Raw genomic sequence first — 13,619 nt, 5'->3', positions numbered from 1 at the left:
GTTAATCGAACGGTTAAATAACTGCCCGGAGAGCATGTCATGCCAGAAGCCTACATCATCGACGCCGTCCGAACCCCGCGCGGAATCGGCAAGCCCGGCAAGGGCGCATTGTCGCACCTTCACCCACAGCACCTTGCAGCCACCGTGCTCAAGGCCCTGAAGGAGCGCAACAACCTCGACACATCGACCGTCGACGACATCATCTGGTCCACTTCTTCGCAAGTGGGAAAGCAAGGCGGCGATCTGGGCCGCATGGCAGCACTGGCCGCAGGCTACGATATCTCCGCCAGCGGAACGACGCTTGACCGGTTCTGCGGCGGCGGGATCACTTCGGTGAACCTTGCCTGTGCATCGGTCATGTCGGGCATGGAAGACTGCGTTATCGCAGGCGGCACCGAAATGATGAGCTTCACGCAGGCCCATGCCGCCGAACAGGCCAATGCCGGGATCAGGCCGCTGGGAATGGGTTCGGGCAACATGGCGCTTGATGCGCTGCATCCGCAATCGCATCAGGGCGTGTGCGGCGATGCAATCGCCAGCATGGAAGGCATCAGCCGCGAAGCGCTCGATGCGCTGGCGCTGGTCAGCCAGCAGCGTGCCGACCGCGCCATCCGGGAAGGCCGCTTCGCCAAGTCGGTCGTCCCGGTCTATAACGAGGACGGCTCGGTTGCGCTCGATCACGAAGAGTTTCCGCGGCCGGAAACCACCGCCGAAGGACTGGCCGCACTCAAGCCGAGCTTTGCCGCCATGGCGGACTTCGATCTTGGCGGCACCACCTTCCGCAAGCAGATCAACCGGCGCTATCCCGACCTCAAGATCGAGCATTTCCACCATGCCGGCAATTCATCGGGCGTGGTGGACGGCGCGGCAGCGCTGCTGATCGTATCGCCCGCCTACGCCGAAAAGCATGGCCTGAAGCCGCGCGCGCGGATCGTGGCCTATGCCAATCAGGGCGATGATCCCACGCTGATGCTGAATGCCCCGGTTCCGGCCGCGAGGAAGGTTCTGGCCAAGGCCGGACTGACGAAGGATGACATCGACGTCTGGGAGATCAACGAAGCCTTTGCGGTGGTGGCCGAGAAGTTCATCCGCGACCTCGATCTCGACCGCGAGAAAGTGAACATCAACGGCGGCGCAATGGCACTTGGTCATCCCATCGGTGCGACCGGCTCCATCCTCATCGGCACCGCACTCGATGAACTGGAGCGTTCGGGCGGGCGCTATGGCCTGGTCACGATGTGCGCGGCTGGCGGCATGGCGCCCGCCATCATCATCGAGCGGATCTGAGCCAGCGCTGCACCGCACAGGCATGAGAACACTGAGGCCCGCCAGCGTCACTGGCGGGCCTTCTTGCCTGCCCATGAGTGCGCAATTGCCAAAGCAGCGCAGGTGTGGATAACCCCAAGGGGACATGGGCCTGAAGCAGCGCACCCTGACGAAACCGGTAAGGAACAGGCTTGCGGGCTATCTGCTCGCCATTGCGCTGTCCGCGCTGGCGGTGATTGTCAGGTTTGCCTCGGACCGGTTGTTGCCGCCGGGATTTCCGTTTCTCACGTTCTTTCCGGCTGTAATCCTCACCGCGTTTCTCGCAGGACGCGGCCCTGCCGTGCTGAGTGCCGCGCTCAGCCTGCTGGCGGCGTGGTATTTCTTCATAGAGCCGCTGGGCAGTTTCACCCTGAACGCGCCCGTGGCAACCGCGCTGGCGTTCTTCGCCACGGTTCTGCTGGTGGACATCCTTCTTATCCACGGCTTGCAGCAGCGGCAGGAAAAGCTGGTCGAAAGCCAGCGGGAACTGGCAGCGATGGCCGAACAGCGCACCTTGCTGTTCAAGGAGCTTCAGCACCGCGTAGCCAACAACCTCGCCTCGATTTCCGCCATGCTCCGCTTGCAGCGCAGGCAGATCGAGCGTGATCCCGCAGTCGCGCTGGGCGTCCTCGGCAGCGCGGACGCGCGGATCGAACTCATGGGCAGGGTGCATCGCCAACTATACGATCCCGCCGCGCATGGGCTGTCCCTTCCCGACCAGATCGCCAAAGTGGTTCAGCAAGCGCAGGATGTGGCAGGTGCGACCGATGTGACCATCTTCGTCGAGGCCGTGGATGCCCGCATCGCGGTGGACCGGCTGATGACGCTGATGCTGCTCATCACCGAAGTGCTGAACAATTCCATGAGCCATGCCTTTGACGAAGGGCAGCCGGGCGAAGTCGTGCTGCGGCTGGAGAGGGTTGCCGGGAAGCGGCTATGCCTCACGATCTCGGACAATGGCCGGGGTTCCTGTCCAGAGCCTGCCGAGCCAAAGCCGTGGCGCGGCCTTGGCACGACGATCATTCAGGGTCTTGCCATGCAGCTTGGCGGCACGCTGACCATCGATGGCAGCAGCGGGATGACCACGGTGCTGGAGTTCCCCGAAGAGGTTTGACGTCAGGGCGTCGCCGAAATCGTTCCGGCCTCGTTGGCCAGGATGGACAGGGTTTGCGTCCACGCTGCCACGTTCTGGGCGAGATCGGCGGCATCGACCTTGTCGAGCGTGTCATCGGGCGTGTGGTGCAGATCGAAGTAATGCGTGCCATCCTGATCGAGATCGACGACAGCCAGCTTCTGCCGCTCGATCACCGGGCGGACATCGGTGCCGCCCGTGGCTTTCCCTTCGCCGCGCACGATGCCGAGCGGGGCAAGCGCGGCGGCAATGCGGTCTGCCAGAGGCTTGTTCATGTCCGCCATGGCAAAGCTCACGCGCCAGACCCTGCCTGCGCCGAAATCGCTTTCCATGGCAAGGGCATGTGGTTCGGTGTGGCGCTGGGCGTAGGCGCGCCCACCCCAGCCTCCCAGTTCCTCGGCCCCGGCCCACAGCAGCCGGATCGTGCGCAAGGGCTGCTGTGTCTTGTGAACGTTGAGCGCAGCCGCCGTGATGATCGCGCAGCCTGCGGCATCGTCGATAGCCCCGGTGCCAAGATCCCAGCTATCCAGATGGCAGCCCAGCAGGATCGGCGGCAGCGAGGGATCGCGCCCCGGCAATTCCGCAAGGACATTGCCCGATGGCAGGTTGTCGGTCGTTCTGCCCGTCATTACGAGGTTCAGGCGCATAGGCTTGCCGCTGCGGGCGATGCGCGCGATGAGATCGGCATCGGGGTTGGAAACCGCGCCTGCCGGGATGGGCTTCACGCCTTCCGGGAAACTGGTGCTGCCGGTATGCGGATTGCGATGGCTGTCGGTTCCGATGGAACGGATCACCGCGGCCATCGCGCCCTTGCCTGCGGCAATGGCCGGGCCCTGCCGCCGCACAGCGCCATAGGGGCCATAGCCACTGCCATCCTGCGTGCGTTTCATCGCGTGATCGATGAAGACGATCTTGCCGGTGAGCGATCCGGCAGGCGCTGCCCTGAGCGCGTCGAGGGTCGGAAAATAGACCACCTCACCCTCAATCCCCTTATCGGGCGTGGTGCCGCTGTAGCCCAGCGCCGTAATGGCGAGCCGGAGCGGAATGGGCGCAACCAGGCTGGCTTCATCGCGTCCGCGCAAATAGCCGCGGAAAGTGAAAGGTTCGGCCACGACATTGCTGAAACCCAGTGCCTTGAGCCGCGCCTCGGCCCAGACCCGCGCCCGCGCTTCGGCCTCGGTACCGGGCATGCGCGGCCCGACTTCGCTGGTCAGCCCGGCTAGAATATCCCATGCGACGTCGCCTTGAGGTTCCTGCGCCCGCGCGGCAAAGGGAATGGCGGTGGTCATGGCGGCGGCGGCAAGCGCTAGGGCACGGAACTGGTTTCGCATTAAACGGTGCCTAAAGCGGTGGTGCCTGCCTGCCAAGCCCCTCCGCCCACCCTTGTTGCCTGCCGTGCCGCTGCCTTTGCCCCGCACCGAAGTGCAGGGAGACGGAAGAGAGAGCGCCGATCGTCAGGCGCCGCTTGCCCGCACGGTTCCCAGCAGGTAGAGGCGGCGCAAAGCCCTTTTGCCAGAGATCCAAGGACCACAGATGGCTGCCCAATACGCCTACGTCATGAAGAACATGACGAAGACCTTCCCCGGCGCGCAGAAGCCGGTGCTCAACAACATCAGCCTGCAATTCTATCAGGGCGCCAAGATCGGCATCGTCGGCCCCAACGGCGCGGGCAAGTCCACGCTCATGAAGATCATGGCGGGGATCGATACCGACTTCACCGGCGAAGCCTGGCCGGGCGAGAACATCACCGTGGGCTACCTGCCGCAGGAGCCGCAGCTCGATCCGACCAAGACCGTTCTCGAAAACGTCAAGGACGGCGCGCGCGAAACTGCCGATCTGGTGGACAGGTTCAACGAAATCTCGAACATCATGGCCGATCCGCCGGAAGACGTCGATTTCGACGCGCTGATGGAGGAAATGGGCGATCTTCAGGCCAAGATCGACGCGGTGGACGGCTGGACGCTCGACAACCAGCTTGAGATCGCGATGGAAGCACTGCGCTGCCCTCCGGGCGACTGGTCGGTGGAAAGCCTTTCGGGCGGTGAAAAGCGCCGCATCGCGCTGACCCGTCTGCTGATCCAGAAGCCCGACATCCTGCTGCTGGACGAACCGACCAACCATCTTGACGCGGAAAGCGTGGAATGGCTTGAAAACCACCTCAAGGAATATGCGGGCGCGGTGCTGATGATCACCCACGACCGCTACTTCCTTGACAACGTGGTGGGCTGGATCCTCGAACTCGACCGGGGCAAATACTTCCCCTACGAAGGCAACTACTCGACCTACCTCGAAAAGAAGGCCAAGCGCCTTGAACAGGAAGAGCGCGAGGAAAGCGGCAAGCAGAAAGCCCTGCAACGCGAACTCGAATGGATCCGGCAAACCCCGGCGGCGCGCCAGACCAAGTCCAAGGCGCGTATCCGCAAGTTCGAGGAACTCCAGAACGCGCAGGACAACCGCCCCGTGGGCAAGGCGCAGATCGTCATTCAGGTGCCCGAACGCCTTGGCGGCAAGGTGATCGAAGCCAAGAACATCTCCAAGGCCTACGGCGACAAGCTCTTGTTCGAGAACCTTTCTTTCACGCTGCCGCCGGGCGGCATCGTGGGCGTGATCGGGCCGAACGGCGCGGGCAAGTCCACCCTGTTCAAGATCATCACCGGCAAGGAACAGCCCGACAGCGGCACCATCGAAATCGGTTCAACCGTGCATCTGGGTTATGTCGACCAGAGCCGCGACCATCTTGACCCCAAGAAGAACGTCTGGGAGGAAATCTCGGACGGCCTCGATTACATGAAGGTCAACGGTCAGGACATGTCGACGCGCGCCTATGTCGGTGCGTTCAACTTCAAGGGTCAGGACCAGCAGAAGAACGTCGGCAAGCTTTCGGGCGGTGAACGCAACCGCGTGCACATGGCCAAGATGCTGAAGGAAGGCGGCAACGTCCTCCTGCTCGACGAACCGACCAACGACCTTGACGTCGAAACGCTGGCGGCGCTGGAAGACGCGATCGAGAACTTCGCCGGGTGCGCCGTGGTCATCAGCCACGACCGCTTCTTCCTTGACCGTCTGGCCACGCACATCCTCGCCTTCGAGGGCAACAGCCACGTCGAATGGTTCGAGGGCAACTTTGCCGCCTATGAAGAGGACAAGCGGCGCCGTCTTGGCGATGCGGCAGACCGTCCCACACGGCTTGCCTACAAGAAGCTGACCCGTTGATGCGCCTGACGACCTGAGCGGAGAAGGCCCCGCATCCGCATCTGAACAGGGCGGTTGCGGGGCCTTTCCTGTATCAGGAAGGCCCGATCAGGGCGCTACCCATGCCCCTTCCCACGGCGCAGCGGCATGGCTGCGGGCGAAGCGGGCGCGTTCCCCGCCCCGATGCGTGAGGCGCAGCCAGTCAAGACTGAGAACTTCGACCAGCAGTACGGCGAAATGCGCCCGTCCCGGCAGCGTTTCTTCCAGCAGCGGCGCGCGATCGAGCAAGGCTTCGGGCAATGCCGAACCGGGCCTGCCAAGCTCAGCCCCCGGCCCCGCCTCGGCCAAATAGCATCTGCGGCTTGATGCGGCCGCACATGCCCATGCGGCATCGGCCACCGGCCCTTCATGCTCGATGCGCCCGGTGCCCTTCATGCGCAGTTGCACGCGCTCGACCGGATCATAGGCCAGCACAGAGACAGCCGCCCCTTGCCCGATCAGCACCGCCTTTGGGCTGCGCAGGTCAGTGTGAAAGCGAAGGCAGGCAAGATCGGCATGCGCCTCGCGCAGGACCATGATGCGCAGATCACCATCGGACGTGCCGATCACCGGAGTATGCATGGCATGACGACGATTGCGCGCGGCTTCGGCAAGGCGCTGCGCGGCATCGCCGGGAAGACTTTCAAGGTCCAGGACCATTCATCTTTCTCCGTGCAAACATGAACGAATGGCGCGCTACCGGTTCAGCCAGCCGACAGCGCGAATCATCTATCGGGAGTTATCGAGGCATCCGGTTTGGGCGAAGCCTCATCGAGCGGAAAGGGTCGGCAACCATGCCGGACAAATCAATCTTCAGAAGCGCTGCTCTGCTGGCACTGGCCGCAGGCATTGCCGCCGCCACTGTTCCTGCCACGGCTGCGGCGCAGGAAAGCGAGCAGCGCGGGAACTGGCGCAGTAGCGGCGCGGTCGAAAGCCGCAGGGATGGCGGCGCAAGGGGCGGCTGGATGCGCGGCGGCGACGGCATGGGAGCACGCACTGCATCGCAGCCGCAATTTGAACCACGCGGACAGGCATCCGCCGGAACACCTCGGTCCGCAAGGGAATCGGCACAGGCCAATCCAGCCTTTCCGGCCGCATCGCAGCGCCCCTCGTCTGGCGATTGGCGTGGGGACAGGGACGGACGCATGAGTCCCCCTGCCCCGCCCGTGCGCGATACCGCCAATGCCAATGGAGGCGGCGCATCGGTGCCCGTCGGCGCGCCCCCCTCGCGGAACTGGAGCAGCGGTGGCTCTTGGGGCGCGAACCGTGGCGCTGATCCTGCTGCAGGGGCTCCGGGAATGGCGCAGGGCAGCGCAGATGGCCGCTGGACCAACAACCGCACTGGCGCGGGTGAGCGTGGCAGGGAGCGCGACTGGAGCCGGGAGCGCAATCGCGATCAGGCCCGCGACGGCGGCGGCGAAGGCCGAAACACCACCTATACGGATCGTAACCGGGGGCGGGACGAGCGCAATCGCGGGAGCTGGTGGAACGGCCAGAATAGCGACCGGGACCGCACCGACCGCTGGCGCGACGGCGAACGCTGGCGCGACAACTGGCAGAACGGCAATCGCGGCGGGTCCTGGGCCAACAGCGGCAGGCGCGACAACGACTGGCGCCGCAACGATTGGAGAAGCAATTCCTGGCAGGGCAACAACTGGTCGCGCGGCGGCTATCAGGGTGACTATCGGCGCTGGGATGGCAGCTGGCGTCGTGACAACCGCTATGACTGGAACCGCTACCGTCAGGCCAACCGCGCACTGTTCCGGCTCCCGCCCTATTACGCACCTTTCCGGGGTTATGGCTACAACCGGCTTTCGATCGGCATTTTCCTGAACCAGGGGTTCTTTGCCAGCAGTTACTGGATCAATGACCCCTGGGCGTTCCGTTTACCTCCGGCCTACGGTCCCTATCGCTGGGTCCGCTACTTTGACGATGTCCTGCTGGTCGACATCTATTCAGGAGAAGTCGTCGACGTTATTTACGATTTCTTCTGGTAGGGCATTTCCCGTATTCGTTCAGCCACAATCGGCCTCTTTCACCCCGGCGGGTGAGAGGGGCCGATCTTGTCAGGGCGCAAGAACCCCCGACATGGATCGCAGGACAGTGCGCATCAGTTCACGCCCATCCTCCGTCAGGCGGACATAGCGGCGGCGCGCATCGCAACTGTCGGCAATGCGATATATCAGGCCTTCCTGTTCGAGCCGCGCAATCCAGCGCAGGATCGTGGTGGACGGCACGCCCGCATCGAGGCAGACGCTGGAAACCTGAACATCGGTCCTGCGCCGTTCGGCAATGTAGAGATCGAGCAGGATATCCCATCCTGGCTCTCCGAACAGACCCTTGCGCGCGCAGGCATCATCGCGTTTGCGCCTGAGCGCGTAAAGTGCGACGGCAAGCTTGAGGCTATCGAGTTCCATGTCGGTGAAGGCGTCCAAACAATACTCCTCCCGGACAAAGAAGGCTGCTGCGGGCACCATATCCCCGCTCTGACTGGAAGAATCCGAGCCGCCCCGCGCTCAATCCGTATCCAGTTGCAACCCTTCAGCGACCGCTATCTTCTTTGAACATGATGGATGGTTAACCCAAGCATAAAGAAAATGCTTGGGGATTTCGCCGTTAAGCGTCCACATCGGACTAAATGACGGCTCTTGCGAAGCCGAAGGCATTGAAGCAAGACGTTTATTGGCATGTCGCTGTTTCGCAGAAAAACTCAGTCTTCATCGCAGACAATTGCGCTCAGGCGCGTCGGGGAAATCGTGCGTGCGCGGCTCAGGGCTGATCCCGGCGTCTATCAGCTTCCGGTTGATGGTCTGGAAATCTTTGGTGTTGCGCAGTTTTTCAGTGAAGCGGAGTGCGCGACGCTGATGGCCAAGGTGGATGCGGTCGCCCGCCCCTCGCCAACCTACAAAGGAACCGACAAGACCGGGCGGACAAGCTACAGTGGAGACATGGACCCTTTCGATCCTTTCATCCTCATGCTTCAGCGGCGCATCGACGATCTGATGGGCATAGACCCGGCATTGGGCGAGACGATACAGGGGCAGCGCTACCAGCCGGGCCAGGAGTTTCGCGGCCACTTCGATCACTTTCTGCCTTCGCAACCGTTCTGGGAGGATGAGCAGAAGCGCGGCGGACAGCGCAGCTGGACCGCGATGGCCTATCTCAACGCGGTGGAAGAGGGCGGCACGACCGATTTCACCAAGGTCGACCTTTCGATCCCGCCGCAGCCGGGCGCCCTGCTCATCTGGAACAACATGAAGCCCGACGGCACACCCAACCCCTGCGCCATGCATGCCGGGATGCCGGTGGTGCGCGGCGTCAAGTATGTTCTGACCCGCTGGTACAGGGCGCGCCCGTGGAAATGAGCGACGGGGCCAGCCCGCTGTCCTGCGCGATCCGGAAGATCACAGGTAGCGCCATCACCGCTGCATTGCTTGCAGCCAGCCCGGCATCCTCTTCGCCGCAGCCCCGGCAATCGGCACCGCAGGAAGAAGCTGCGGCACAAGCCCCGCTGCGCGCGGAAGCATCGGCCACGGCAAGGCTTGAGCGTCTGTTTGCGCGCGATCAGGCCGAAATGCTTGGCCTTGATCCTCTGGGGGCGATCCAGCAAGGCAAGCCTGTGTCCGCCAGTGCTTTCCGGATGCTGTTCACGCCGCGCCTTGCCGCCGAGCACCGCGCCGCCAATGCCCGAACGCTGGCAGAGCTGGAAGCAATCGCGCCCGACCAGCTTGATGCCGAACGGCAGATTTCACGCGCGGTTCTGGAAGATGCCAAGCGTGCCGAACAGGCCTTGCTGACACCCGAAGCGCTGGCGATTAGCGAAGTCCAGCCGTTTCACCATTTCGGCGGCTTTCATGTTTCCTATCCGGAGATATCCTCGCCGGGCAGCGGCATCGCTCTGGACAGCGCGCAGGATTATGCCCTGCTGATCGCGCGGCACCGCGCCCTGCCGGAGGTGTTCGATCAGGCGATAGCCCGATTCCGCGAGGGCATGAACAGGGGCGTGACCGCGCCCCGCCTTACCGTTGACAACATGATTGCCCAGATTGACGGTCTGCTCGCGCAGCCGGTGGAGCGATCGCCCTTCTTCGCGGCAGCGCGGCGCTTTCCGGACAGCATCCCGGCCGCCGAACGCGTCCGCCTGCGGCGCGAGATCTTCAATGTCACCCGGCGCGAGATCTATCCAGCCTACCGCGAACTGCGGCATTTTCTGGCAGACGAATACCGCAAGGCCGCGCGCGAGACGGTGGGACTTTCCGCGCTTCCTGGCGGTGCGGCGCTGTATCGGGCGCTGGTGCGGGCCAACACGACCCTCGATCTCGATCCCGACGAAGTGCACGAACTGGGCCTTGCAGAGGTGGCCCGCATCCAGCGCGAAATGGACGAGGTGAAGCGCAAGCTGGGGTTTGCAGGGCCGCTGCGGGGCTTCTTCGATCATATTCGCAGCGATCCGCGCTTTCACCCCCGAACCGAGCAGGAACTGGCCGAAGGCTATCGTCAGGTCGGCCGCAAGGTGGATGCGCTGGCTCCGCGCTATTTCCTGCACCTGCCGCGCACGCCCTTGCAGATACAGCCCTACCCGCCCTATCGCGCGAAGTTCGAGGCGGGCGGCAGCTATGCGCAGGGATCGCCCGACGGGCACCAGCCGGGCACCTTCTTCTTCAACACCTACGATCTCAAGAGCCGATTCCTGACGGGAATTGCCACGCTTTACCTGCACGAGGCCGCGCCCGGCCACCATTTCCAGATCAGCCTTGCGCAGGAGAATACCTCCCTGCCCGATTTTCAGCGGTTCGGCGGCAATACCGCCTATATCGAAGGCTGGGCGCTCTATGCCGAAACGCTGGGCTATGAGATGGGGTTGTACAAGGATCCGATGGCGCACTGGGGCACGCTGGATGACGAGATGCTGCGGGCCATGCGTCTGGTGGTGGATACCGGCCTTCACACCAGAGGCTGGAGCCGCGATCAGGCGGTTGACTACATGCTGGCCAATTCCGGCATGGGCCGCAGCGATGCGGAAGCGGAAGTGGATCGCTACATCGTGATTCCCGGTCAGGCGCTGTCCTACAAGATCGGCGCGCTGACCATTCAGCGGCTGCGCGCCGAAGCGCAGGCGGCGCTTGGCCCGCGTTTCGACATCCGCCAGTTCCACGATCAGGTGCTGGGCAGCGGCGCGCTGCCGATGAAAGTGCTGGAAGCCAAGGTGCACGGGTGGATCGCCTCCACCCGTGCGGCGCGCTGAAGATTAGCCTTCCGGCAGCTCAGCTTTCCAGGGCCTCGGCAATCAGCTTGCGGGTATTGCCGATGCCATAAAGCGCAATGAAGCTGCCCATGCGTGGCCCGGCGCTCGATCCCAGCAAGGTTTCGTAAAGGCACCTGAACCAGTCGCGCAGGGTTTCGAATCCGTAGTGGGGATCCTTGCCGATCTCATAGACGATGTTCTGAAGTTCCTCGGCGCTCGCATCGTCGGAGGTTGCGGCAAGTTCCTCATCGAGAGCGGCAAGGGCCAGTGCCTCGTTGCCTTCGGGCTTGCGGCGCTTGAGTGTAGGAGCGATGAAATCCCGGTTGTAGGCAAGCGCGCGGGTGACAAGACCGTCCAGCGCGGGATGCGCCGAAGGATCGGCATCCTCCACATAGTTGCCAAGATAGGACCAGACCTGATCGCGCGTTGCCTGCGCGCCCAGCACGCCGACGAGGTTCAGGAGAAGACCATAAGTGACAGGCAGCCTGTCGCCATCGCCGCCCTGATAGCCGTTGGCCCGCAGGAGGTGCCACACCGGATTGCCAAGCTGCTGTTCAACCGGCTGATCGGGCAGCTTCTCGCGGAACTGCCAGTATTCATCGACCGCGCGCGGGATGATGCCCACGTGCAGCGACTTGGCGCTCTTGGGTTCACGAAACAGGTAGAAGCCAAGGCTTTCCTCGCTGCCGTATTCGAGCCACTGCTCGATCGTCAGGCCATTGCCCTTCGACTTCGAGATCTTCTCCCCCTTTTCGTCGAGGAAAAGCTCGTAGATCAGTCCTTCTGGGCGCTGGCCGCCAAGCACGCGGGCGATCTTGCCCGACTGGGTGACGCTGTCGGTCAGATCCTTGCCGCACATTTCATAATCTACACCCAGCGCAACCCAGCGCATTGCCCAGTCAACCTTCCATTGCAGCTTGGACTTGCCGCCAAGCACGGTCTGTTCAACCGTCTCGCCGTTGCTGTCGGCAAAGCGGACGACGCCGGCTTCGGCGTCAACAACCTCGACCGGCACCTGAAGCACTTCGCCAGTGCTGGGCGACACCGGCAGGACCGGCGAATAGGTCTTGCGGCGTTCCTCACGCAGGGTAGGCAGCATGATGTCCATGATCGCCTGCCAGTTGCGCAGGACATTCTTCAGGGCCTCGTCGAAGGCACCCGAATTGTAGCGATCCGAGGCCGAGACGAACTCGTAATCGAAGCCGAAACGATCGAGGAAATCACGCAGCATCGCATTGTTGTGATGCGCGAAGCTTTCGAACTTGCCGAACGGATCGGGAATGCGGCTGAGGGGATGGCCCAGGTGCGCATCAAGCAGCGGCTTGTTGGGCACGTTGTCCGGAACCTTGCGCAGGCCGTCCATGTCATCCGAGAAGGCGACGAGGCGCGTGGGGTGGCCACCTGTCAGCACCTCGTAGGCGCGGCGCACCAGCGTTGTGCGCAGCACTTCCTGAAAAGTGCCGATATGCGGCAGGCCCGACGGTCCGTATCCGGTTTCGAACAGGACCGGTACGAGATTGCCTGATGCATCGCGTTTGCCGCCGGGATACCGCTTGATGAGCTTGCGGGCTTCCTCGAAGGGCCAAGCCTTGGAGGTCTGGGCGGCGGTGATGATGGCGTCTGTCATAGCGCCCGCCCTTTTGCGCGGCAGAGCCGCTTGCGCAAGCAAAAGCTACGACGAGAAGGCGGACACCGCGCGAGGGCAGCATCCGCCTTCCCGTGGAGGCCCGACTGAAGGGGGTTACTTCAGGAGCGAGAGCACGTTCTGCTGGGCCTGATTGGCCTGCGCGATCATGGCGGTGGACGCCTGGCTGAGGATCTGCGCCTTGGCCATCTGCGTGGTTTCCGCCGAATAATCGGTATCCATGATGCGAGAGCGGGCATCGGATAGGTTGGTCACGTTGTCGTTGAGATTGTTGATGACCGATTCCAGACGGTTCTGCCCGGCGCCAAGCCCCGCGCGCGTGGCGCTGACCGCGGCAAGCGCGGCATCGGCATTGGTGATCGTGGCGATGGCATTGGCCACGCCGCTGCCATCGCCCGCGACCGTATCGTTGACCTTGAGCGACTGCGTGCCGCCAGCCGTATAGGCCGTGTTGCCCGTTCCGAAGAGCACGTCGCCATCGAAGGCAACGCTTGTCAGCGTGACATTGTCCGTGGTTTCCGCACCGGTCTGGATCACGAACGAGAGGTTGTCGGCCGGCGTGGGGTTCGTGGCAACCGTGAACAGGTTGTTGCCGTTGAACGTGGTCTTGGTCAGCACTTCGCTGATCTGGCTGGTGAGGTTCTCGACTTCGGACTGCATGGCGTCGCGGTCGGATGCCTGATAGGTGCCCGATGCGGCCTGCACTGCCAGTTCGCGGATGCGCTGGAGCATGGCCGTTACTTCGTTGAGAGCGCCGTCGGCGGTCTGCGCAAGGCTGATGCCATCGTTGGCGTTGCGCACGCCCTGGCTCATGCCCTTGATCTGCGAGGTCATGGTGGTGGTGATCGCAAGGCCCGCCGCATCGTCCTTCGCGCCGTTGATGCGCTTGCCGGTCGAGAGACGTTCCATTGCCACGCCCAGCATCTTGCTGGCCGAATTGGATGCATTGGCCGCACGCACGGCCGCGATATTGGTGTTGATGACTGCCATTTCCCATTCTCCACTATGGGCCGGATGGCTCGCGCCGGTCCGGTATTGGTTCCCGCAGTGTAGGACGGCGC

11 protein-coding genes are annotated in these 13,619 nt (G+C 63.3%); 6 read left to right on the top strand and 5 right to left on the bottom strand.

The window, feature by feature from the left end:
- The first annotated feature begins 39 nt into the window (after positions 1–39).
- Both DKM43_RS05400 and DKM43_RS05395 read left to right on the top strand, forming a co-directional pair.
- A complete protein-coding gene (locus DKM43_RS05400; protein WP_109797451.1) occupies positions 40–1,287 on the top strand; it encodes an acetyl-CoA C-acetyltransferase in 1,248 nt (415 codons plus the stop codon).
- A gap of 124 nt (positions 1,288–1,411) precedes the next feature.
- Positions 1,412–2,419 (top strand): sensor histidine kinase, encoded by a 1,008-nt coding sequence (locus DKM43_RS05395; protein WP_109797450.1) that lies wholly within the window; start codon positions 1,412–1,414, stop codon positions 2,417–2,419.
- Positions 2,420–2,421: 2 nt separating this feature from the next.
- On the opposite strand, the gene DKM43_RS05390 is transcribed toward DKM43_RS05395, so the two are convergent.
- Positions 2,422–3,726, bottom strand: a complete 1,305-nt coding sequence (locus tag DKM43_RS05390) for a M20/M25/M40 family metallo-hydrolase (protein WP_236632403.1) — start codon at positions 3,724–3,726, stop codon at positions 2,422–2,424.
- Positions 3,727–3,970: 244 nt separating this feature from the next.
- Here DKM43_RS05390 and ettA point away from each other — a divergent pair, with 244 nt between their 5' ends.
- Positions 3,971–5,650 (top strand): energy-dependent translational throttle protein EttA, encoded by a 1,680-nt coding sequence (gene ettA, locus DKM43_RS05385; protein WP_109797448.1) that lies wholly within the window; start codon positions 3,971–3,973, stop codon positions 5,648–5,650.
- Between the two features lie 87 nt (positions 5,651–5,737).
- Here ettA and DKM43_RS05380 read toward each other — a convergent pair whose 3' ends face one another.
- The gene (locus DKM43_RS05380) at positions 5,738–6,328 is read right to left on the bottom strand and encodes a flavin-binding protein (protein ID WP_236632402.1); all 591 of its coding nucleotides are present in this window, start codon (positions 6,326–6,328) and stop codon (positions 5,738–5,740) included.
- Positions 6,329–6,462: 134 nt separating this feature from the next.
- Here DKM43_RS05380 and DKM43_RS05375 point away from each other — a divergent pair, with 134 nt between their 5' ends.
- On the top strand, positions 6,463–7,665 hold the full coding sequence (locus DKM43_RS05375; protein WP_236632401.1) for an RcnB family protein: 1,203 nt from the start codon (positions 6,463–6,465) through the stop codon (positions 7,663–7,665).
- A gap of 69 nt (positions 7,666–7,734) precedes the next feature.
- Here the strand turns inward: DKM43_RS05375 and DKM43_RS05370 are convergent, their stop codons facing one another.
- Complete coding sequence (locus DKM43_RS05370; protein WP_109798003.1) at positions 7,735–8,085, bottom strand: MarR family transcriptional regulator; 351 nt, start codon at positions 8,083–8,085, stop codon at positions 7,735–7,737.
- 339 nt (positions 8,086–8,424) lie between these two features.
- Between DKM43_RS05370 and DKM43_RS05365 the strand changes: the two genes are divergently transcribed.
- Together DKM43_RS05365 and DKM43_RS05360 are read left to right on the top strand one after the other, a co-directional pair.
- Positions 8,425–9,033 (top strand): prolyl hydroxylase family protein, encoded by a 609-nt coding sequence (locus DKM43_RS05365; protein WP_330857615.1) that lies wholly within the window; start codon positions 8,425–8,427, stop codon positions 9,031–9,033.
- Positions 9,030–10,913: a DUF885 domain-containing protein gene (locus DKM43_RS05360; protein WP_109797446.1), complete on the top strand. Its 1,884-nt coding sequence runs from the start codon at positions 9,030–9,032 to the stop codon at positions 10,911–10,913. The genes DKM43_RS05365 and DKM43_RS05360 overlap by 4 nt, the downstream gene beginning before the upstream one ends.
- Before the next feature lie 19 nt (positions 10,914–10,932).
- Here the strand turns inward: DKM43_RS05360 and DKM43_RS05355 are convergent, their stop codons facing one another.
- Both DKM43_RS05355 and DKM43_RS05350 read right to left on the bottom strand, forming a co-directional pair.
- On the bottom strand, positions 10,933–12,540 hold the full coding sequence (locus DKM43_RS05355) for a lysine--tRNA ligase (protein ID WP_109797445.1): 1,608 nt from the start codon (positions 12,538–12,540) through the stop codon (positions 10,933–10,935).
- A 114-nt stretch (positions 12,541–12,654) separates the two neighbouring features.
- Positions 12,655–13,548, bottom strand: a complete 894-nt coding sequence (locus DKM43_RS05350; RefSeq protein ID WP_109797444.1) for a flagellin N-terminal helical domain-containing protein — start codon at positions 13,546–13,548, stop codon at positions 12,655–12,657.
- Positions 13,549–13,619 lie beyond the last annotated feature (71 nt).

The sequence above is a fragment of the Novosphingobium meiothermophilum genome (assembly GCF_003171715.1).
Taxonomy (GTDB): Bacteria; Pseudomonadota; Alphaproteobacteria; order Sphingomonadales; family Sphingomonadaceae; genus Novosphingobium; species Novosphingobium meiothermophilum.
This window is presented reverse-complemented; position numbering and strand designations above follow the sequence as displayed.

Coding starts and splice junctions, on each gene's coding strand:
- DKM43_RS05360 (WP_109797446.1), top strand. CDS start 9,030: ATGAGCGACGGGGCCAGCCCGCTGTCCTGCGCGATCCGGAAGATCACA.
- DKM43_RS05380 (WP_236632402.1), bottom strand. CDS start 6,328: ATGGTCCTGGACCTTGAAAGTCTTCCCGGCGATGCCGCGCAGCGCCTT.
- DKM43_RS05375 (WP_236632401.1), top strand. CDS start 6,463: ATGCCGGACAAATCAATCTTCAGAAGCGCTGCTCTGCTGGCACTGGCC.
- DKM43_RS05370 (WP_109798003.1), bottom strand. CDS start 8,085: ATGGAACTCGATAGCCTCAAGCTTGCCGTCGCACTTTACGCGCTCAGG.
- ettA (WP_109797448.1), top strand. CDS start 3,971: ATGGCTGCCCAATACGCCTACGTCATGAAGAACATGACGAAGACCTTC.
- DKM43_RS05350 (WP_109797444.1), bottom strand. CDS start 13,548: ATGGCAGTCATCAACACCAATATCGCGGCCGTGCGTGCGGCCAATGCA.
- DKM43_RS05355 (WP_109797445.1), bottom strand. CDS start 12,540: ATGACAGACGCCATCATCACCGCCGCCCAGACCTCCAAGGCTTGGCCC.
- DKM43_RS05400 (WP_109797451.1), top strand. CDS start 40: ATGCCAGAAGCCTACATCATCGACGCCGTCCGAACCCCGCGCGGAATC.
- DKM43_RS05395 (WP_109797450.1), top strand. CDS start 1,412: ATGGGCCTGAAGCAGCGCACCCTGACGAAACCGGTAAGGAACAGGCTT.
- DKM43_RS05390 (WP_236632403.1), bottom strand. CDS start 3,726: ATGACCACCGCCATTCCCTTTGCCGCGCGGGCGCAGGAACCTCAAGGC.